Origin of the sequence: Burkholderia sp. KJ006 (assembly GCF_000262695.1) — a bacterium.
In the GTDB taxonomy this organism is placed as follows: domain Bacteria; phylum Pseudomonadota; class Gammaproteobacteria; order Burkholderiales; family Burkholderiaceae; genus Burkholderia; species Burkholderia vietnamiensis.
In genome coordinates this window covers 2,887,914-2,907,479 of record NC_017920.1, presented here as the reverse complement: position 1 = coordinate 2,907,479, position 19,566 = coordinate 2,887,914, and the positions used below count along the sequence as shown (strand labels likewise).

The following is a 19,566-nucleotide window of genomic DNA, read 5'->3' as shown; positions in this document are numbered from 1 at the left end:
GAACGAATCTTTCCAAACAGGGGAGCAAGCCCGTTTTTCGCATGAACGGGCCGTAGCGCACCGACGGGCGGCGCGGGCCGGATGCTGGCGCGCGTCGCGCCGCTCGGCTAGGATGCGCGAATTGTCCAGACGATTCGCGAGCCTGCCGATGAACCGAACTGCCGCTTCCTCCGTCCTTCTCGAAGTCATCGCGACGACCGTCGGCGACGCGCGGGCCGCCGCGCGCGCGGGTGCCGACCGCCTCGAGCTCGTGACCGCGATCAGCGAAGGCGGGCTCACGCCGAGCGTGGGCCTGATCGAGGCCGTCGTCGCCGCGGTGCCGATTCCGGTCAACGTGATCGTGCGCCCGCACAGCCGCTCGTTCGTCTACGACGCCGACGACCTGCGCGTGATCGAGCGCGACGTGCGCGCGGCCGTCGCGGCCGGCGCGCACGGCGTCGTGTTCGGCGCGCTCGATGCGCACGGCGACGTCGATGTCGACGCGCTCGCGCGGATCGCGGCCGCCGCCGACGGGCGCGCGCTCACGTTCCACCGCGCCTTCGACGTCGCCCGCGATCTGAACGCCGGCTTCGACGCGCTGCTGCGCGTGCCGGCCGTCACGTCGGTGCTGACTTCGGGCGGCCATCCGTCGGTGCTCGACGCGGTCGCGACGATCACGCGGCTGGTGCGGCAGGCGGCCGGCACGACGTGCACGGTGCTGGCCGGCTCGGGGCTGACGGTCGATGCGGTCGGCGATTTCGTGCGCGCCACCGGCGTGCGGGCGGTGCATTTCGGCTCGGGCGTGCGGCCCCGAGGCGAAGTGCTCGCGCCCGTCGACGCGGAGCAGGTCGCGCGCGTGCGCGCCGCGCTCGACGGCGCGGCGGCGCACGTGTGAGGCGGTCGCCGGCGTTGCGCGCCGGCGTTGCGGAGAGAAAAAGCCGGCGGATGTCCCGGCTCGGAACGCTGACAAACCCCATGTTTTTCGGAGCATGGGGTTTTGTCGTTTACGCGGCAGCGTCGTTTGCGCGCTTCGTTCAGGCAAGCCCGCGAGATCGCCGAACAGCCGCTGCCCCGGCGCGTGGGAGCGCCGGAAGCCGCGCAGATCCGCCCGCCGTTTCGTGCGCGGCGGGCGAGCGCACTGACGCTTACGCGTCGGCGGACATCGCGTCCGCGTCGCTCGCGCGCATGCCGAGCCGCTCGAACAGCGCGCGATCCTTCTGCGATTGCGGGTTGCTCGTCGTCAGCAGCTGGTCGCCGTAGAACATCGAGTTCGCGCCCGCGAGGAAGCACAGTGCCTGCAGCCCGTCGTCGAGCTGCTCGCGGCCGGCCGACAGGCGCACGACGGCCTTCGGCATCGTGATGCGCGCGACCGCGATCGTGCGCACGAACTCGAACGGATCGAGCGGCGCGGTGCCTTCGAGCGGCGTGCCTTCGATCGCGACGAGGTTGTTGATCGGCACCGAATCCGGATACGGATTCAGGTTCGCGAGCTGCGAAATCAGCCCCGCGCGCTCGCGGCGCGACTCGCCCATCCCGATGATGCCGCCGCAGCACACGTTGATGCCCGCGTCGCGCACGCGGTCGAGCGTGTCGAGACGGTCCTGGTACGTGCGCGTCGAGATCACCTGGCCGTAGAACTCCGGCGACGTGTCGAGATTGTGGTTGTAGTAGTCGAGGCCTGCGTGCGCGAGCTGCTGCGCCTGCTCGTCCTCGAGCATGCCGAGCGTCATGCAGGTCTCGAGGCCGAGCTCCTTCACGCCGCGCACCATCTCGGTCAGCGCCGGCATGTGGCGTTCCTTCGGATTGCGCCATGCGGCGCCCATGCAGAAGCGGCTCGCGCCGCTCGCCTTCGCCGCGCGCGCGGCCTCGAGCACCGCGTCGACGTCCATCAGCTTCTCGGCCTTCAGCCCCGTGTCGTGGTGCGACGACTGCGAGCAATAGCCGCAATCCTCCTCGCAGCCGCCCGTCTTGATCGACAGCAGCGTCGACAGCTGCACCGCGTTCGCATCGAAATGCTCGCGATGCACCTGCTGCGCGCGGAACATCAGGTCGTTGAACGGCAGCTCGAACAGCGCGACGACGTCGGCGACGCGCCAGCGCTGCGGCGTCGGTGCCGCGACGGGGATCGCGTCGGGTTGCACGGCGGCGGTCTGGGCTTGGGTCATGGTGGTTTTCCTGTGCTGGATGCGGGAACGTGGGGATGGGGGCGTCAATGCTGCGCGCGGCGCAGCGTGTCGACGAGCGCGGCGATGTCGAGCATCGCCGCGGCGGATTCGGGGGCGGCGGGCCGCAGGTGCGCCACGCGGCCGAGCAGCGGCGCGCGATGCTCGCGCGCGAGCCAGTCGCGAATCGTCGCGACGTTTTCGTCGGCGTACGACATCGCCGGATCGACGTGGTTCGCGACCCAGCCGGCGAGCGTGAGGCCGCGCTGGCGGATCGCGTCGGCCGTCAGCAGCGCATGGCTGATGCAGCCGAGCCGGATGCCGACGACGAGCACGACCGGCAAGCCGAGCGCGACCGCGAGATCGGCCGTGTCCTGCGTGTCGTTGAGCGGCACGCGAAAGCCGCCGACGCCTTCGACGACGACGACGTTCGCGCGCGTCAGCGCTTCGCGATGGCTCGCGACGATCGTGTCGATGTCGAGCGTCACGCCTTCGTGCGCGGCGACGATGTGCGGCGCGGCCGGCGCCTTCAGCAGGAACGGCGTGCGCAGCTCGGGCGGCAGCGCGACGTTCGCGGCGGCGTCGAGCTGGTCGGCGTCCTCATTGCGCCAGATGCCGTCGCGCTCGTACGCGCCGGCGGCGACCGGCTTCAGCGCGGCCGCGCGCAGTCCGTGCCGCGCGAAGCCGTGCAGCATCGCGGCCGATACGAAGGTCTTGCCGATCTCGGTGTCGGTGCCGGTGACGAAAACGGACAGTGCGGTGCTCATGCGCTCGCCTCGCTGGCTGCGATCAGCGCGGCTTCGAGCCGCGCGAGATCGTCGAACGAATGGGCGGCCGACAGCGAGATGCGCAGCCGCGACGTGCCGGCCGGCACCGTCGGCGGGCGGATCGCCGGCACCCACAGCCCGCGGGCGTCGAGCGCGCGCATCGCCGCGAGCGTCGCGTCGTTGCTGCCGATCACGAGCGGCTGCACGGCCGTGTGCGAATCGACCGGCTGCCAGCGCGTCGCGCGCAGCAGCGCGCGCGTGCGTTCGATCAGCGCGGCGAGATGCGCGCGGCGCGCGTCGCCTTCGTCGCCGCCGATCACCTTCAGGCTCGCCGACACCGCGTGCGCGACCGCCGGCGGCGCGGCCGTCGTGAAGATGTAGCTGCGCGCGCGCTGGATCATCCATTCGATCACGGTCTCGTGCGCGACGACGAACGCGCCGGCGACGCCCGCGGCCTTGCCGAGCGTGCCGACGTAGACGAGGTTCGGCGAGCGCAGCGCGGCGGCCGCGAGCGCACCGCGGCCTTGCGGGCCGAGCACGCCGAAGCCGTGCGCGTCGTCGACGACGAGCCATGCGCCGTGGCGTTCGGCCAGCGCGACGAGTTCGGCGAGCGGCGCGAGGTCGCCGTCCATGCTGAACACGGTGTCGCTGACGATCAGCTTCGTCGGCGCATCCGACGCATCGAGCAGCGCGCCGAGCGCGTGCATGTCGGCGTGCGGATAGATCTGCACGTTCGCGCGCGACAGCCGGATGCCGTCGATCAGCGACGCGTGGTTCAGCGCGTCGGAGAAGATCGTCGCCTGCTTGCCGGTGAGCGCGGTCATCGCGGCGAGGTTGGCCATGTAGCCGGTGCTGAAGTACAGCGCGCGCGGCGCGTCGGAGAAGCCGCCCGCGAAGCCGGCGAGTTCGTCCTCGAGGCGCGCGTGCGCGCGCGAATGGCCGCCGAGCAGATGCGAGCCGCCGCTGCCCGACCCGTAGCGCTGCGCGCCTTCGGCGAACGCGGCGACGAGCGCCGGATGGGCGGCGAGGCCGAGGTAATCGTTGCTCGCGAAGCCGACGATGTCGCGGCCGTCGACGCGCATGTGCGCGTCGCAGGCGGTGTCGGCGGTGCGGCGCACGCGGCGCAGGCCCTGTGCGTCGAGCTCGGCGAGGCCGCGCTGCAGCGTGTCGAGCAGCGGCGTGGCGATGGGTGGCGCGCCCGGCTTCATCGTGCGGCCTCCGCGAGCGTGGCGTCGAGCGTGTCGCGCGTGCGTTGCGCGAGCCACGCGATGTCGTCGTCGGTCATCACGTACGGCGGCATCAGGTACACGGTCGTGCCGATCGGGCGCAGCAGCAGTTCGCGCTCGAGCGCGCGCTCGAAGAAGCGGCGCGAGAAGCCGCGCGCCGCGTCGCCGTCGAGTGCGACGTCGAACGCGAACAGCGTGCCACGCTCGCGCAGGTGGCGCACCTGCGGATGCGCGTCGAGCGGCGCGAGCGCGGCGCGCAGCGCGGCCGACTTGCGCGCGTTGGCGGCGAGCACGTCGTCGCGCGCGAACAGCTCGAGCGTGGCGACCGCCGCGCGGCACGCGAGCGGGTTGCCGGTGTACGAATGCGAATGCAGGAAGCCGCGCGTCGTGTCGTCGTCGTAGAACGCCGCGTACACGTCGTCGCGCGTGAGCACCAGCGACAACGGCAGATAGCCGCCGCTGATCCCTTTCGACAGGCACAGGAAATCGGGCCATACGCCGGCCTGCTCGCACGCGAAGAAGGTGCCGGTGCGGCCGCAGCCGACCGCGATCTCGTCGGCGATCAGATGCACGCCGAACTCGTCGCACAGCGCGCGCAGCCCGCGCACGTACGACGGATCGTGCATCGCCATGCCGGCCGCGCACTGCACGAGCGGCTCGACGAGCAGCGCGGCGATCTGCCCGGCGCGTTCGGCGAACAGGCGGCGTACGTCGCCGAGCGCGCGCTGCGCGACGTCGGCGGCCGTCTCGCCCGGCTGCGCGCCGCGCGCATCGGGCGAGGCGACCACGTGCGCGTTGCGGATCAGCGGGTCGTACGCATCCTTGAACAGCGCGACGTCGGTCACGCCGAGCGCGCCGATCGTCTCGCCGTGATAGCTGTTGGCGACGCACACGAATTCGCGCTTGTCCCCCTGGCCGCGATTGCGCCACGCGTGGAAGCTCATCTTCAGCGCGATCTCGACGGCCGATGCGCCGTCCGACGCGAAGAACGCGTGGCCGAGCGTGCGCGCGGTGAGCGCATGCAGCCGCTCGGCGAGTTCGATCGCCGGCTCGTGCGTGCAGCCGGCGAGCATCGCGTGCTCGAGCGTGTCGAGCTGGTCCTTCAGCGCGGCGTTGATGTGCGGATTCGCATGGCCGAACAGGTTCACCCACCACGAGCTGATCGCGTCGAAGTAGCGGCGGCCGTCGCGGTCGTACAGCCATACGCCGGCGCCGCGCGCGACGGGGACGAGCGGCAGGCGCTCGTGGTGTTTCATCTGGGTGCAGGGGTGCCAGACCGCGCGCAGGCTGCGCGCGACCCAGTCGTCGGTGGCTGGCGTACTCAAGGCAACTCCGGGAGACAAACGGCGGCGGGCATCGAACCGGATGCCGCGCGGCGACTGACGGAAAACGCGCTGAGATTAGCGTGTTCCGCGGCCCGTTGCACTACCGGTTACAAACGCCGCAAAGCCTTATGGGACGGGAGTTCGGCGCAGATCGGGGGCGCTCGGAACGGTACGCGCCAGATGCTCCGAAATGACCGCAGATGACGACGTTCGAGTGAGCCCACCCAACAGAAAAAAATCGTGGGAAAGCGGCGCGAGCGAGCCGGAAGAATCGGGGTTGGAAGGAGAAACGGGCGTGGTGTGGCGCCGCGTGGCTGAGCGGCAGCTGCTCGACAGAGCGGGCGGGGAAGCGGGGCAGGAAAGCCAGGCGGCGAAGCGAGGCGGGAAAGGATGCGGGACGGGCGCGCGCCGCGGCGTCGCGCCCGGGAGCGTCAGCGCGAAGCCAGTGCGCGCGTGTCGGTGGTGGTTTCAGCGTCGCCGCTATCGGCGGTTTGCGTCGTGTTGCCGTTCCACACGACGCGATCGTTCACCGCGTACAGGCGGCATGCGCCGGCGCTTTGCTTCGAGCAGTTGTCGAGCGCGAGCGCCATCGGATCGTCGCCGCCTTCGGCCCACGACCACGCGCCTTCCGACGACACCGCGAACGCGCGGCTCGGATGCTGGTTCAGGAAGTGCCGATAGCCTTCGCGGCCCGCTTCGTCGAGGAACGGCACCGCATCGACCGAATCGATCGACGCGTAGCCGGTCGCCTTCGGCTCGTGCGGGTTCGCGACCGCGTAGCGCACCGAGGTCGGCAGGTTCAGCTCCGCGAGGAACGCATGCACGGCCGGCCACCACACGGGCACGCCGTCGCGATCGACGATCAGCCGGTGGGCATCGTCCTTGTAGCGACCGTAATCGACGAATTGCGCCTGCGTGCCGTGCGACACGTACGCGTCGTGCATCTGCGCGACGAGCCCGGGCGTCCACACCGAATCGTTATCGCCGTACAGCCACAGCGAGCGCACGGTCGTATGCGCGCCGTACTGGCCGAACGCGTCGACGAGGTTGCGCTGCCAGCCGTCGCAGAGATCCTGGCGCAGCCCGCCGGAGAAATTGATGATGCCGCGCACGCCCGGCGCCGCTTCGGTGCCGTACGCGACCGACACGAGCCCGCCGTGCGACGTGCCCGCGACGACGATGCGCGACGCATCGACGTACGGCTGATGCGACATGTAGCGCACGGTGGCGTCGACGTCGGCCGCTTGCGCGAGGCCGTTCTTGCCGACGTTGCAGCCTTCCTGCCGGTAGGTGCCGCCCGAGCCGGCGAAGCCCTGGCGGTTCGGTGCGATCACCGCATAGCCGCGGCGCACGAATTCGCGGGCGAACGCGAGCGGCCGGCTGCGCGGCTGCTGATGCAGATCGCCGGTGTTCTTGCCGTGATTGAAGACGACGAGCGGGAACGGGCCGGGGCCGTTCGGCTTGAACAGCGTGGCTTCGAGCATCACCGAGCCCGACGCATCGGCCGGAATGCTGATGATCTGTTCGTTGAGGTTGGCGGCGACCTGCGGGAGACCCGAAGTGCCGTAATCGAAGCGCTCGGCGCGTGCGAGCGAGCCGCCGGTCGCACCGGCGTTCGTACCGACGTTGACGGTCGACAGCGTACCGGCCTGAGCGGCCGACAGCACGCTGGCCGCCATCCATCCCACCAATGCTTTGCTGAACGCCATTCGTAAGCCCTGCCATGCAACATGACCGATCTGACAGCCATCCTAGCCCGACAAATTCGGGTTGTGCAATGCGGGAATTACCCGGCGTCTGACACAGCAACTATTTGTCAGCGTTCGCTTACTTCGCCGTCGACATAGCGCCAGAAGCCGCGCTCGTCGCGCTCGAACCGGCTGGTTTCGTGCAGCCGGTACGCGCGGCCGCCGACCTTGTAGCGCGCGACGAATTCGACCTGCGCGTGGCTCGCGTCGACGGGCGTGTGGCGCTTGATCGCAAGGCCGAGCCAGCGCGGCGCGTCGGGCGCGGCCGGATCGGCGTCGAGATCGGCCGGGCAGGTGCGCGCGTCCCAGGTCGCGCGCAGGTAGTCGGTCGCGCCGAGTACATAGGCGCTATAGCGGGAGCGCATCAACTCCAGCGCGCTCGGCGCGGCTTCGCCGCCGTCGATGAAGCGGCCGCAGCATGCCGCATAGCGCGGCGCCGCGGTTTTGCCGGCCGGGGCCGGCGATGCGCCGCCGCACGGGCACGCATCGGGTCGGTTCGAAATCATGAGAATCGTGAATTGACGACGTCGGGTTGCGACCTCGGCTTACCAGCTGAGCTCGACGCCGTCGTACTGGAGGAAACGGCCGTTGGCGCGCGATACGTCCGCGCCGGCCTCGGCGATCACGCGGCGCATGCCGGTCACGCTCGTTTCCGGATCGATCGCGGCTTCTGCGCCGCCCATGTCGGTGCGCACCCAGCCGGGATGCAGCGAGATACACGCAGCGTGGCGCGTCTGCAGCGACGCGATGCGCAGCACGTCGTTCAGCGCCGCCTTGCTCGCGCGGTACAGCCAGCCGGTCGTGCCGGTCGCATCGGCGATGCTGCCCATCCGGCTCGACACCACGGCCAGCACGCCGCGCGCGTCCTCGACGAGCGGCAGCACGATCGGCAGCAGCTGCATCGGCCCGCGCACGTTGGTGTGCATCACCGCGTCGAAGTCCTCGTTGCCGATCGTCTCGACGCCTTCGGTGCGCGGCCCGTAGACGCCCGACACCAGAACGGCCGCGTCGAGCCGCTCGCCGTCGAGCTTCCAGCCGAGCGCCGCGATCTGCTCGGGCTGCGCGATGTCGAGCGCATGCGCGTGGGCGCCTGCGGCCCGCAGCGCCGCGAGCGACGCGTCGTCGCGCGCGGTCGCGATCACGTTCCAGCCGTCGCGCCGGTATTGCCGGACGAATTCGCGCCCGAGGCCGCGCGATGCGCCGACGATCAGTACGGTTTTCATGTTCGCCGCTCCTTTGGTTTGCGCCGCCGTCGCGGCAGCGCCGTGTGTCGGGTCGATGCGGTGTTCGCCGCGCCCGTTACTGCGCGTCGTCGCACGGCTTGAGCGTGTCGGCGACCGCCTGCGCGACGTGTTCGAGATGCGCGGCGTCCGCGGCGACCATGTCGTTGTCCGGCGCATGCTGGCCGCGGGCGGTGAGCGCCGCGACGCAGCGCCGGTAGGTCGCCTCGAGCGCGTCGAACCGCGATACGGACATCCCGAGGTTGCGCATCCGGCCGTCGTGCACGCCGTACACGAGCGCGTGCACGGTGAGCGACTGGCCGCGCGCCCACGCGTCGTTGACGATCGTCGCGCGGCACACGTTGACGACCTGCTCGATCGCGTTCAGCTCGATCAGCCGGCGATAGCGCGCTTCGCCCACCGGCCATTCGTCGAGCAGCGCCGCGTGGCGCTCGCGCACGTCCTGCACGTGATGCAGCCAGTTGTCGGCGAGGCCGACGCGGCGGTTGTGCAGCGCGGCGTTCACGCCGGAGCAGCCGTAATGGCCGACCACCATGATGTGCTTCACGCGCAGGATGTCGACCGCGAACTGGATCACCGACAGGCAGTTCAGGTCGCTGTGTACGACGACGTTCGCGATGTTCCGATGCACGAACACTTCGCCGGGCGGCAGGCCGATGATCTGGTTGGCCGGCACGCGCGAATCCGAGCAGCCGATCCACAGATATTCGGGCGCCTGCTGGTCGGCCAGCCGCGTGAAGAATTCGGGATCCTCGGCGAGCTGGCGCTTGACCCACGCGTCGTTGTTGGCGAAGAGATGCGAAAGCGGATTGTCCTGGGTGTTCATCGATGTGGATTCCGTTGGCGGAAGTCGGGGCGACGGCGCGCGCGGGCGAGCTGCGTCGACCGTGCGTCAGGCGGCGCGCTGCGCGGCGCCGGCGCCGTCGTCATGGTCCGGCGTCGCGTCGAAGCGGGCGGCATAGCGCACGCAAAAGCGCAGCGACGTGTCGTACGGGTAAAAATCGGGCAATTCGCCCTGCAACAGCTTGTCCTTGCTCGCTTGCCACAGCGCCGGGTCGAAAAAGTCCGCGTGGTGCTTCATGAACACGGTGCGCACGCGCGGGTCGCCGAGCAGGAACGGACCGTAGGTTTCCGGAAAGATGTCGTGCGGGCCGACGGTATACCACGGTTCGCCCGACAGTTCGTCTTCCTCGTTGCGCGGCGGCGGCACGCGCCGCACGTTGCAGTCGGTCAGGTATTCGATCTCGTCGTAGTCGTAGAACACCACGCGGCCGTGGCGCGTGACGCCGAAGTTCTTGTACAGCATGTCGCCGGGGAAGATGTTGGCCTTCATCAGCTCCTTCACCGCGTTGCCGTACTCCTTCACGCCGTGCTCGATGTCCGCGTCGCTGCCGTTCTGCAGGTACAGGTTCAGCGGCGTCATCCGCCGCTCGATGTACAGATGCTCGATCACGAGGTTGTCGTCCTCGTATTCGAGCAGCGACGGCACTTCCTTCTCGAGCTCGCGCACGAGCGCATGGTCGAGCCGCGACACCGGCAGCGCGACGCTCGAATATTCGAGCGTGTCGGCCATCCGGCCGAGCCGATCGTGGCGCTTCACGAGCTGGTACTTCTCCATGATCTGCGCGCGCGTGGTTTCCTTCGGCGGCGGGAAGTGATCCTTGATGATCTTGAACACGTACGGGAACGACGGCAGCGTGAACACCAGCATCACGAGGCCCTTGATGCCGGGCGCGATGATGAAGCGGTCGCTCGAATGCGACAGATGGTGCAGCAGATCGCGGTAGAACAGGTTCTTGCCCTGCTTCTGCAGGCCCACCGACGTGTAGATTTCGGCCTTCGGCTTGCCGGGCATGATGGTGCAGAGGAAATCCACGTACGCGGACGGCACGCCCATGTCGACCAGGAAGTACGAGTGCGAGAAGCTGAAGATCACCTGCAGCAGCTCGCGGCGCAGCAGCACCGTATCGACCGCGAGCACGCCGGCGCGCACGTGGCGGATCGGCATCGCGAACGGCAGCACGCGATCGGCGTTGATGATGCGGCCGATGATGTACGCGCTCTTGTTGCGGAAGAACAGCGACGACAGCACGTGAATCTGGAAATTGGGCGCCGCATCGAACTGGCCGAACTCGTCGTCGATCGCCTGCATCACGCAGCCGATGTCGCGCGTGAGGTCCTCGAACGGCGGCTCGAGCTGGAAGTTCGTGACGATGCGCTCGAGCGTGGCCGCGAGCCCGTCGGTGCCCGGATAGTACGCGCGATAGGTCGGCTTCGCGGCCGGCTCGTCGTTCTCCAGGTATTCGGTCGAGATCGCCGGCCGCACGAAGATGAAGTCGTTGTTGAAATACGAACGGTGCAGGATCTTGCAGCAGACCGAATTGAAGAAGGTTTCGGCGCACTCGGGCTGGCGATGCGACGTGAGCAGCCCGATGTAGTGCAGCTTGATCTGCTGCCACACTTCGTCGTCGATGTTCTCGGCGTCGTATTCGTCCTCGAGCAGCTCGACGCATTCCTTCACGCGCTCGTCGTACGACGTGATCCGCTCGCGTGCGAGGCGCTGCAGCCCGTGCCAGTCGCCGCGCTCGTACAGCGTCTTCGCTTCGACGGCGGCTTCCCGAAAGATCCGGTAGTGGCGGTCGAAGTATTCGAGCATCGTCTGCGCGATGTCGAAACCGATCTGCGACGACAGCAGTTTGGGGAAGTGATTCATGCGTGCAGGCTCGTTCGAGAGGGACCGTAGAGGGACCGTAAGCACTCGCCATTCTAGCGCCCAAGTCGGCGTTTCAATGATTTCCGCGACGCCGCGCCGACGGCCGTCACAACGCGCGTTGTGCGCCGTTGCAGGCGGTTCGGTGCATCTTCGCGCAAAGATGCGGGTACGGAACCGATTCTGGCACGAACTTTTTTCGCGCGGCGAACGCGCGCCGCACGGCCCGCATCGCGCGGCGGCGCTAGAATCGACGCGATAAGCGCAGCGGCGCGCGCGTCGTCCGCCGGGTGCGGGCTCGGGCTCGGGCCGCCCGCGCCCGGATCGCCGCGCATTGGCACGCCATTGCCCACCATTACACGCCTTTCGCACCGCAGGTGCGCCGCGTGTGTACCGATAACGACGAGACACCCCACCGATGAACGCACTGGAACACCAACTCGACTATCCGTTCGCCGACACGCTGCCCGCCGCGGGCGACACGTTCGAGGTCGCGCCGGGCGTGCGCTGGCTGCGCATGCCGCTGCCGTTTTCGCTCGACCACATCAACCTGTGGCTGCTGCGCGACGAGATCGACGGGCAGGCCGGCTGGACGATCGTCGACTGCGGGATCGCGTCGGACGCGATCCGCACGCACTGGGAACACATCTTCGACACGCAGCTCGACGGGCTGCCGGTGCTGCGCGTGCTGGTCACGCATTGCCACCCCGATCACTTCGGTCTCGCCAACTGGCTCTGCGAAGGCGGCGAGCGCGGCCGCTGGAACGTGCGGCTGTGGATGACGCTCGGCGAATACATGTTCGGCTGCCTGATGGCGGCCGGCAACGGCTCGAACGCGGGCGGCGCGGCGGCGGCCGAGCATTTCGCGCGTCATGGCCTCACCGATCCGGTCGCGCTCGACAAGCTGCGCAGCCGCCGCAGCTACTACTCGGACCTCGTGCCGGCCGTGCCGCCGCGCTACCGGCGCCTGCGCGACGGCGACGCGGTGACGATCGGCGCGCGCACCTGGCGCGTCGTCACCGGCTACGGGCATTCGCCTGAACATTGCGCGCTCCACAGCGAAGCGGACGGCGTGCTGATTTCCGGCGACATGGTGCTGCCGCGCATCTCGACCAACGTGTCGGTGTTCGATCTCGAGCCGGAAGCGAACCCGCTTGCGCTGTATCTGGAATCGCTCGGCCGCTACGAGACGATGGCGCCCGACACGCTCGTGCTGCCGTCGCACGGCAAGCCGTTCCGCGGCGTGCGCACGCGCATCGCGCAACTGCGCGCGCACCACGACGCGCGTCTCGACGAAGTGCGTGCCGAGTGTGCCGAACGCCCGGCGAGCGCGGCCGACATCGTGCCGATCATGTTCCGCCGCCGCGAGCTCGACATCCATCAGATGACGTTCGCGCTCGGCGAGGCGCTCGCGCACCTGAACCTGCTGTGGCTTGCCGGCGAGCTCGTGCGCGAGCAGGGCGACGACGGCATGCTGCGGTTCCGCGGCGTGCGCTGAGGGCGTGGTGGCGTCGTTACGCGGCGGCGCGGCGCGGCGCAGGCCGGCGCGCTGTCGTTGCGTGGTGTGGTTGGGGCGGGCGAGACGGCGAACGCACGCGTCGTGCGTCGCGGCCTCGATTGGGTCGGGAATGCCGGCCAGCGCGGCTTCGATCGCGCGCGCCGATTCGAGATCGAGGCGTGTGGTCAGCTTGTCGAGCAGCAGCAACTAACTGCGCGTGCGTGCGGTGCCGCAACGCGCATCCGACTCTTGGCGGCCAGCGGCGGGTGCCGCTGGCGGTGAGATGAGACGCGCCGTGCATGCGAGGCATGCACGTGCGCCGCACACGCCTACTGCACGGACACCGTCGTGAAGTTCTGACGGCCGAACGGGCTCACGCGATAGCCGCTCACGTTCGCGCGCGTGAGCGCGGCCGCAGTCGGGTAGCCGAGCGGAATCCACAGCGCCTGGTCGTGGATGATCTTCTGCGCCGCTTCGTACAGCTTCGCGCGCTTGGCCTGATCGGCGGTCGCCTTGCCGTCGGCGATCAGCTTGTCGAGCTGCGCGTCGCAGAAACGCGCGAAGTTGATGCCCGACTTCACCGCGTTGCAGCTGAACAGCGGCGTCAGGTAATTGTCCGGATCGCCGTTGTCGCCGGCCCAGCCCATGAACAGCATGTCGTGCTGGCCGAGCTTCGCCTGCTTGATCAGCTCGCCCCATTCGATCACCTTCACGTCGGCCTTCACGCCGATCTTCGCGAGGTCGGCCTGCAGCAGCTCGGCGCCGGCCTTCGGGTTCGGGTTCAGCACGCTGCCGGTCGGGCGCGTCCAGATCGTCGTCGTGAAGCCGTTCGGGAAGCCGGCCTGCGCGAGCAGTTGCTTCGCCTTCGCCGGATCGTACGGATACGGCGCGAGGTCCTTCGCGTAGCTCCACGTGTTCGGCGGATACGGGTTGTTCGCGGCCGTCGCCGTGTTGTCGAACACGACCTTCAGATAGGTCGCGCGATCGAAGGCGAGGTTCAGCGCCTCGCGCACCTTGTCGTTGTCGAGCGGCCTTTTCTGCGTGTTCAGCGCGACGAACGCGGTCATGAACGCGGGCGTCTGCACGACCTTCAGCGCGCTTTCGCCCTTCGCGGCGAGCACGTCCTGCGGCTTCGGCGACAGCGCGATCTGGCATTCGCCGGCCTTCACCTTCTGCATGCGCACCGACGCGTCGGGCGTGATCGCGTAGATCAGCCGGTCGACCTTCGGCTTCGCGCCCCAGTAGCTCGGGTTCACGTCGTAGCGGATCAGCGCGTCCTTCGTATAGCTCTTCAGCACGAACGGGCCGGTGCCGATCGGCTTCGCGTTCAGGTCGGCCTGCTTGCCGGCCTTCAGCAGCTGGTCCGCGTATTCGGCCGAGTAGATCGACGCGAAGCCCATCGTCAGGATCGGCACGAACGTCGCGTTCGGCTCGTTCAGCACGAACTTCACGGTGCTGTCGTCGACTTTCGAGACCGACTTCACGAGCTTCGCGAGGCCCATCGACTGCGCGTGCGGGAAGCCGCTCGCGCCGGCCACCTTGTGCCACGGGTTCGAATCGTCGAGCATCCGCGCGAACGTGAAGACGACGTCGTCGGCGTTCAGCGGGCGGCCAGGCTTGAAGTAGTCCGTGGTCTGGAACGCGACGTTCGGGCGCAGATGGAACGTGTAGGTGAGGCCGTCGGCGCTCGCTTCCCATTTGTCGGCGAGCGCGGGGACGACCTTTTTGGTCGCTTCGTCGTACGACACGAGCGTATTGAAGATCACGTCGGCCGACGCGTTGGTGGTGACGAGCGAGTTGTACTGCACGACGTCGAAGCCGTCGGGGCTCGACTCGGTGCAAACGGTGAGCGGCTTGGCGGCGGCGACGCCCGGAGCGGCGACGGCGGCGGCCAGTGCCGCCGCGGCGAACAGCTTGACGTGCATAGGTTCTCCCACGTGACTTGTGATTTTTGCGCGGTGTCGGAATGCGGCGCGGCCCGGCGAGGCCGGGCCGGCGCGGCTGGCGAATAGGATACCGTCAAAGCGCGCGCGGCGTGGGTAAAGGCGCCGGAACGCGGCGAATTGCGCGACAAACGGGTGCGTTCGCGACGGAATGCGTGCTGGGGCGGCGGCGCGGTGGGGTGTGCGGTGGCGCGGGGAGGGAAGTGGCGGAAGCAACGAGAAGCCCGGCGCGGCTGGCTGGCGGCAGCGATGCTTCGTGCGTGTGTTTGGCGCACGGCGCGGCGCGGGGTGCGCGATGCGTGAAGCGTGGAATGTGGCGCGTGAAGCGTGAAGCGTGGAATGTGGCGCGTGAAGCGTGAAGCGTGAAGCGTGGAGTGTGAAGCGTGGAGTGTGAAGCGTGAAGCGTGGAGCGTGAAGCGTGAAGCGTGAAGCGTGGAGTGTGGAGTGTGGAGTGCAGCGCAGTGCGCAGTGCGAAGGGCGAAGGTAGAGCGTAGAGCGAGATGCGAGATGCGAGATGCGCGATGCGCGATGCGCGATGCGCGATGCGCGATGCGCGATGCGCGATGCGCGGCGCCGGAGGTATCCGGCCCGAACCAACGGCACGCTCGCCGCGCCGACGCAGAACCGTCCCGCGGCACCCGCCCCGCGAGCGCCGCGTCAGTGCGCGCCGGCCTTCGGCTTGCGCGGCGCCTTTTCGAACAGACGGTCGTAGAGCCAGCGCGGCAGCACGTGCAGCACCTTCGCGACGACGCCCATCTGCCACGGGATCACGCGGAACGCGTGTTGCCGCGCGATCGCGCGGGCCGCACGGGCCGCGAAGCGGTCGGCGTCCATCAGGAACGGCATCCGGTACGGGTTGTGCGCCGTCATCGGCGTGCGGATATAGCCAGGCGCGATCGTCACGACGCCGACGCCGGCCGGCCGCAGTTCGACGCGCAGCGCCTCGAGGTACTTGATCGCCGCCGACTTCGACGCGCTGTAGGCGCCCGAACCCGGCAGCCCGCGCACGCCGGCGACGCTCGCAACGCCGACCAGCGTGCCGTGGCGCGCGGCCGTCATCGGGCCGACGAACGGCTCGAAGGTCGCGACCATCCCGTAATAGTTGATGTCCATCACGTCGCGGAACGCGGCGAGATCGCCCTGGCCCGTGACGGCGCCCTGGCTGATGCCGGCGTTCGCGATCACGACGTCCGGGCAGCCGTGCGCGGCGATGAACGATGCGGCGGCCGTGGCCAGCGCGTCGGCATCGCGCACGTCGGCGCGATACACCGACACGGACAGCTTCGGAAAGCGCCGCGCGAATGCGTCGAGCGCTTCGGTGCGGCGCGCGACGAGCGCGAGCGTCGCGCCCTGGCGTGCATATTCGTCGGCCAACGCGAGGCCGAGGCCGCTCGACGCGCCGGTGATGAAAACCTTCAGCGGAGTAGTCATGCCGGCGCGCGCTCGCGGATCAGAGCTTCTTGTCCTGCACCTGCTTCACGAGGTAGTCGAGCACCTGCGCGGTACCCGGAATGCTGTTCGTGTAAGCCGGACCAGTCTTGTACTTGCCCTGAACGACGACGGTCGGCACGCCGTCGATCGCGTAGTTCTTCATCAGCTCGGCCGACTGCTTGACCTGGCCTTGCACGCTGAACGAGTTGTACGCGTCCATGAACTGCTTCTTGTCGACGCCTTGCGTCGCCAGGAAGTCGGCCTGCGCCTGCGGCGTCAGCAGGTAATTCTTCTGCTTGTGGATCGCGTTGAAGATCGCCGGCGTGACCTTCTCCGAGATGCCCAGCGCGGACACCGCGTAGTACAGCTTCGAATGCGGGACGAAGTCGTCGCGGAACGCGACCGGCACGCGCTTGAAGTCGATGTTGGCGCCTTGCTTCTTCACCCACGCCTCGAGCGTCGGCTCGAATTCGTAGCAGTGCGGGCAGCCGTACCAGAAGAATTCGATGACCTCGACCTTGCCGGCCGGCGCCGACACCGGCTGCGGCGACTTCATCACTTCGAAGTCCTTGCCCGACACCGGTGCGGCGGGCGTTGCGTGCGCGAAGCCGGCGACCAGGCCCACGGAGAGGAGAAGCGTGCTAAGCAGTTTTTTCATGTTGGGAACGTCGTCAGTTGCTCGGGTTACGGAACGTAACGGAATCTGCGTGGGCGCGGCCGGCGCTCACTGCTTCGTGAAGCGGATCACCGCCGTGTCGACACCTGCATCGGACAGGCGCTGACGGGCCGAGTTCATATCCTCGAACTTCGAGAACGGGCCGACCCGCACGCGGAAGTAGGTCACGCCGCTGACGTCGCGCTTCGACACCTTCGACTCGAAGCCCTGGAAGCCGAGCCGTGCGCGCTGCTGCTCGGCGTCGCTTTCCGTCTTGTACGCGCCGACCTGCAGGAAGTAGCCGGTGTTCGCGTCGCTGGCGCTCGGCGCTTTGGCCGCTGCGGACGACGTCGCGGACGGCGCCGGCTTCGCGGCGTTCGCGGCGGCTTGCTGTTGCTGCTGCTTTTGCGCGGCAGCCTGCTGCGCCTGCTTCTGCGCGGCGAAACGCGCGAGGTCGTCCTCGCCGGACTGCTGCTGTTGTTGCGCCTGTTGCGTCTTCTTCGGCGGCGGGTTGTCGGCCGGCTTCGGCGCGACGGCGACGCCGTTGCCCGACGCTGCGTTGTTCGAGGCGTTGTTCGACGCGGTGCCGTTGTTCGCGCTGCCGGAGCCGTTCGCGCCGTTCGCGTTGCCCGACGACGGCACCTCGACGATCTGCGGTTCGGGCAGCAGGCCGCCCTGGGTCTGGTTCGCGGCCTGGCCGGGCGCGGTATTGGGCGGCGCGGACTGCGCGGCCTGCGGCACCGGCTGGCCGGGCGTCTTGCCCTGCAGCGCGCGGTTCGGATCGAACTGCTGCGGCTGGCTCGCGCCGTTGTCGACGGGCGGCGCCACCTTCGACACGAACGGCGACGGCGAACGCGTGATGTAGAGCGCCACCACCACCGCAATCGCGAGGCCGACGATCAGGCCCAGCACGATTCCAAGAAATGTTCCTCCGGCTTGTTTCGATTGCTTCGAAGTTCGGCGTGGTTGTGCCATTGCTTGAGTCACCTGCAAAAAGAATCGTGAAAAGGCTGCGGCAGGCGGGATCCTGCGGGCGGGCGCCGCCGCGGCCATTCGCTGCCCAGTTCGGGCCGCTTACATCTTGGCGGGCGCGGATACCCCGAGCATCGCCAGGCCGTTCTCCAGCACCTGCCGGGTCGCGGCGAGCAGCGCGGCGCGTGCGTTGCGCGGCGCTTCGTCGTCGACCAGCACGCGCTCCGCATTGTAGAACGAGTGGAATTCACCAGCGAGATCGCGCAGATAGAACGCGACCGCGTGCGGCGCCAGCTCGTTCGCGGCGTGCGTGAGGAGATCCGGATACTCGGCGAGCTTCTGCATCAGCGACACGGCCTGCGGGCTCGTGAGCTGCGACAGGTCGGCGCCCGGCAGTTGTGCGACGTCGACGTTGTAGCGCGCCTTCAGTTCGTTGAGCACCGAGCAGATCCGCGCGTGCGCGTACTGGACGTAGTAGACGGGGTTCTCGTCGTTCTGTTTCAGCGCGAGGTCGATGTCGAACACGAACTCGGTGTCGGCCTTGCGCGAGATCAGGAAGAAGCGGACCGCGTCGCGGCCGCGCGTGATGGTCGCTTCGTCGATCATGTCGGGCGCGGCCTCCTGGCCCGGCGCCGCGCCGCCCGACCATTCGATCAGGTCGCGCACCGTCACGTAGCTGCCCGCGCGCTTCGACAGCTTCACTTCCTGGCCGTCGCGCATCACGGTGACCATCTTGTGCAGCACGTAGTCGGGATAGCCCTTCGGGATGCCGATGTGCAGCCCCTGGAGCCCGGCGCGCACGCGCGCGATCGTGCCGTGGTGGTCAGAGCCCTGGATGTTGATCACCTTCGTGAAGCCGCGCTCCCATTTCGTCACGTGGTACGCGACGTCCGGCACGAAGTACGTGTACGTGCCGTCCGACTTGCGCATCACGCGGTCCTTGTCGTCGCCTTCGTCGGTCGTGCGCAGCCACAGCGCGCCGTCCTGCTCGTAGGTCATGCCGGCCTTGACCAGCGCGTCGACCGTCTTCTCGACGCGGCCTTCGCTGTACAGCGATGATTCGAGGTAGTACTGGTCGAATTTCACGCCGAACGCCTGCAGGTCCATGTCCTGTTCGTGGCGCAGGTAGGCGACCGCGAACTTGCGGATCGCGTCGAGATTCTCGATGTCGCGCGCGCCGGTGACCGGCTCGCCGTCCTTCGCCGCGACCGTCGCGCCGTTCAGGTAGTCGCGCGCGATGTCGGCGATGTATTCGCCGTTGTACGCGGCTTCGGGCCAGCCGGCGTCGCCCGGCTTCAGGCCGCGCGCGCGCGCCTGCGTCGAGATCGCGAGGTTGGCGATCTGCACGCCCGCGTCGTTGTAGTAGAACTCGCGGTGCACCGCGTAGCCCTGGCTCGCGATCACGTTCGCGAGCACGTCGCCGAGCGCCGCCTGGCGGCCGTGGCCGACGTGCAGCGGGCCGGTCGGGTTGGCCGACACGAATTCGACCAGCACCCGCTTGCCTTTTTCACGCTCCGACGTGCCGAACGCGCGGCCCTGCTCGAACACGGCGGCGATCACGGCCTGCTTCGCGGCGGCGCTCACGCGCAGGTTGATGAAGCCCGGGCCGGCGATTTCCGCCGCGTCGACGAGCCCTTGCGCGGCCGGCTGCGCGACCAGCGCCGCGACGATCCGCTCGGCGAGCTGGCGCGGGTTCGTGCCGAGCGGCTTGGCGAGCTGCATCGCGACGTTGCACGCGACGTCGCCGTGGGCGGCGACCTTCGGGCGCTCCAGCGTGATGGCCGGGATGACGAATTCGGCGTCGGCGCCCTTGAGCGCGTGTGCGACCTGCGCGACGCTATCCGCGAGCAGGGCTTCGAGGGTCTGTTTGTGTGCTGGCAGCATGCTGGTAGAAGGCTTCGTTGGTGGC

At 68.8% G+C, this 19,566-nt stretch carries 16 protein-coding genes; 2 read left to right on the top strand and 14 right to left on the bottom strand.

Annotated features, from left to right (window positions below; all coding sequences use genetic code 11):
* The first annotated feature begins 148 nt into the window (after positions 1–148).
* On the top strand, positions 149–874 hold the full coding sequence (locus tag MYA_RS13115; protein ID WP_041493903.1) for a copper homeostasis protein CutC: 726 nt from the start codon (positions 149–151) through the stop codon (positions 872–874).
* Between the two features lie 250 nt (positions 875–1,124).
* On the opposite strand, the gene bioB is transcribed toward MYA_RS13115, so the two are convergent.
* The 9 genes from bioB to aceK form a co-directional block, all read right to left on the bottom strand.
* Positions 1,125–2,144, bottom strand: a complete 1,020-nt coding sequence (gene bioB / locus MYA_RS13110; protein ID WP_011886182.1) for a biotin synthase BioB — start codon at positions 2,142–2,144, stop codon at positions 1,125–1,127.
* 44 nt (positions 2,145–2,188) lie between these two features.
* Entirely contained in the window at positions 2,189–2,908 is a 720-nt protein-coding gene (gene bioD, locus MYA_RS13105) for a dethiobiotin synthase (RefSeq protein ID WP_011886181.1), read from the bottom strand.
* Positions 2,905–4,116, bottom strand: a complete 1,212-nt coding sequence (gene bioF, locus MYA_RS13100; protein WP_014723752.1) for an 8-amino-7-oxononanoate synthase — start codon at positions 4,114–4,116, stop codon at positions 2,905–2,907. Before bioF ends, bioD begins: the two co-directional genes overlap by 4 nt.
* Positions 4,113–5,459 carry an adenosylmethionine--8-amino-7-oxononanoate transaminase gene (gene bioA, locus MYA_RS13095; protein WP_011886179.1) on the bottom strand — a complete coding sequence of 449 codons (1,347 nt, stop codon included), beginning with the start codon at positions 5,457–5,459 and terminating at the stop codon, positions 4,113–4,115. The genes bioF and bioA overlap by 4 nt, the downstream gene beginning before the upstream one ends.
* A 431-nt stretch (positions 5,460–5,890) precedes the next feature.
* Positions 5,891–7,168, bottom strand: coding sequence for a dienelactone hydrolase family protein (locus tag MYA_RS13090; protein WP_014723749.1), 1,278 nt, complete (start codon positions 7,166–7,168; stop codon positions 5,891–5,893).
* A gap of 107 nt (positions 7,169–7,275) precedes the next feature.
* Positions 7,276–7,713: a YchJ family protein gene (locus MYA_RS13085; protein ID WP_011886177.1), complete on the bottom strand. Its 438-nt coding sequence runs from the start codon at positions 7,711–7,713 to the stop codon at positions 7,276–7,278.
* A gap of 39 nt (positions 7,714–7,752) precedes the next feature.
* Positions 7,753–8,430 (bottom strand): SDR family oxidoreductase, encoded by a 678-nt coding sequence (locus tag MYA_RS13080; protein ID WP_011886176.1) that lies wholly within the window; start codon positions 8,428–8,430, stop codon positions 7,753–7,755.
* 76 nt (positions 8,431–8,506) lie between these two features.
* Positions 8,507–9,274 (bottom strand): carbonate dehydratase, encoded by a 768-nt coding sequence (can, locus tag MYA_RS13075; RefSeq protein ID WP_011886175.1) that lies wholly within the window; start codon positions 9,272–9,274, stop codon positions 8,507–8,509.
* Between the two features lie 66 nt (positions 9,275–9,340).
* Entirely contained in the window at positions 9,341–11,161 is a 1,821-nt protein-coding gene (gene aceK, locus MYA_RS13070; protein ID WP_041493902.1) for a bifunctional isocitrate dehydrogenase kinase/phosphatase, read from the bottom strand.
* Positions 11,162–11,576: 415 nt separating this feature from the next.
* Between aceK and MYA_RS13065 the strand changes: the two genes are divergently transcribed.
* The gene (locus MYA_RS13065; RefSeq protein ID WP_014723748.1) at positions 11,577–12,656 is read left to right on the top strand and encodes an MBL fold metallo-hydrolase; all 1,080 of its coding nucleotides are present in this window, start codon (positions 11,577–11,579) and stop codon (positions 12,654–12,656) included.
* Between the two features lie 329 nt (positions 12,657–12,985).
* Here the strand turns inward: MYA_RS13065 and MYA_RS13060 are convergent, their stop codons facing one another.
* The 5 genes from MYA_RS13060 to argS all read right to left on the bottom strand — a co-directional run bounded on the left by MYA_RS13060 (position 12,986) and on the right by argS (position 19,541).
* Entirely contained in the window at positions 12,986–14,581 is a 1,596-nt protein-coding gene (locus tag MYA_RS13060; protein ID WP_011886171.1) for an ABC transporter substrate-binding protein, read from the bottom strand.
* A gap of 675 nt (positions 14,582–15,256) precedes the next feature.
* Entirely contained in the window at positions 15,257–16,030 is a 774-nt protein-coding gene (locus MYA_RS13055) for an SDR family oxidoreductase (protein ID WP_011886170.1), read from the bottom strand.
* Positions 16,031–16,049: 19 nt separating this feature from the next.
* Entirely contained in the window at positions 16,050–16,688 is a 639-nt protein-coding gene (locus MYA_RS13050) for a thiol:disulfide interchange protein DsbA/DsbL (RefSeq protein ID WP_011886169.1), read from the bottom strand.
* 66 nt (positions 16,689–16,754) lie between these two features.
* Positions 16,755–17,660 carry an SPOR domain-containing protein gene (locus tag MYA_RS13045; RefSeq protein ID WP_011886168.1) on the bottom strand — a complete coding sequence of 302 codons (906 nt, stop codon included), beginning with the start codon at positions 17,658–17,660 and terminating at the stop codon, positions 16,755–16,757.
* Between the two features lie 99 nt (positions 17,661–17,759).
* Positions 17,760–19,541, bottom strand: a complete 1,782-nt coding sequence (argS, locus tag MYA_RS13040; protein ID WP_014723744.1) for an arginine--tRNA ligase — start codon at positions 19,539–19,541, stop codon at positions 17,760–17,762.
* Between the last annotated feature and the right edge of the window lie 25 nt (positions 19,542–19,566).

Bases quoted from the DNA above. Each gene is read 5' to 3' on its own strand.
- MYA_RS13115 (WP_041493903.1), top strand. From the start codon at position 149: ATGAACCGAACTGCCGCTTCCTCCGTCCTTCTCGAAGTCATCGCGACG.
- bioB (WP_011886182.1), bottom strand. From the start codon at position 2,144: ATGACCCAAGCCCAGACCGCCGCCGTGCAACCCGACGCGATCCCCGTC.
- bioD (WP_011886181.1), bottom strand. From the start codon at position 2,908: ATGAGCACCGCACTGTCCGTTTTCGTCACCGGCACCGACACCGAGATC.
- bioF (WP_014723752.1), bottom strand. From the start codon at position 4,116: ATGAAGCCGGGCGCGCCACCCATCGCCACGCCGCTGCTCGACACGCTG.
- MYA_RS13090 (WP_014723749.1), bottom strand. From the start codon at position 7,168: ATGGCGTTCAGCAAAGCATTGGTGGGATGGATGGCGGCCAGCGTGCTG.
- MYA_RS13085 (WP_011886177.1), bottom strand. From the start codon at position 7,713: ATGATTTCGAACCGACCCGATGCGTGCCCGTGCGGCGGCGCATCGCCG.
- MYA_RS13080 (WP_011886176.1), bottom strand. From the start codon at position 8,430: ATGAAAACCGTACTGATCGTCGGCGCATCGCGCGGCCTCGGGCGCGAA.
- can (WP_011886175.1), bottom strand. From the start codon at position 9,274: ATGAACACCCAGGACAATCCGCTTTCGCATCTCTTCGCCAACAACGAC.
- aceK (WP_041493902.1), bottom strand. From the start codon at position 11,161: ATGAATCACTTCCCCAAACTGCTGTCGTCGCAGATCGGTTTCGACATC.
- MYA_RS13065 (WP_014723748.1), top strand. From the start codon at position 11,577: ATGAACGCACTGGAACACCAACTCGACTATCCGTTCGCCGACACGCTG.
- MYA_RS13060 (WP_011886171.1), bottom strand. From the start codon at position 14,581: ATGCACGTCAAGCTGTTCGCCGCGGCGGCACTGGCCGCCGCCGTCGCC.
- MYA_RS13055 (WP_011886170.1), bottom strand. From the start codon at position 16,030: ATGACTACTCCGCTGAAGGTTTTCATCACCGGCGCGTCGAGCGGCCTC.
- MYA_RS13050 (WP_011886169.1), bottom strand. From the start codon at position 16,688: ATGAAAAAACTGCTTAGCACGCTTCTCCTCTCCGTGGGCCTGGTCGCC.
- MYA_RS13045 (WP_011886168.1), bottom strand. From the start codon at position 17,660: ATGGCACAACCACGCCGAACTTCGAAGCAATCGAAACAAGCCGGAGGA.
- argS (WP_014723744.1), bottom strand. From the start codon at position 19,541: ATGCTGCCAGCACACAAACAGACCCTCGAAGCCCTGCTCGCGGATAGC.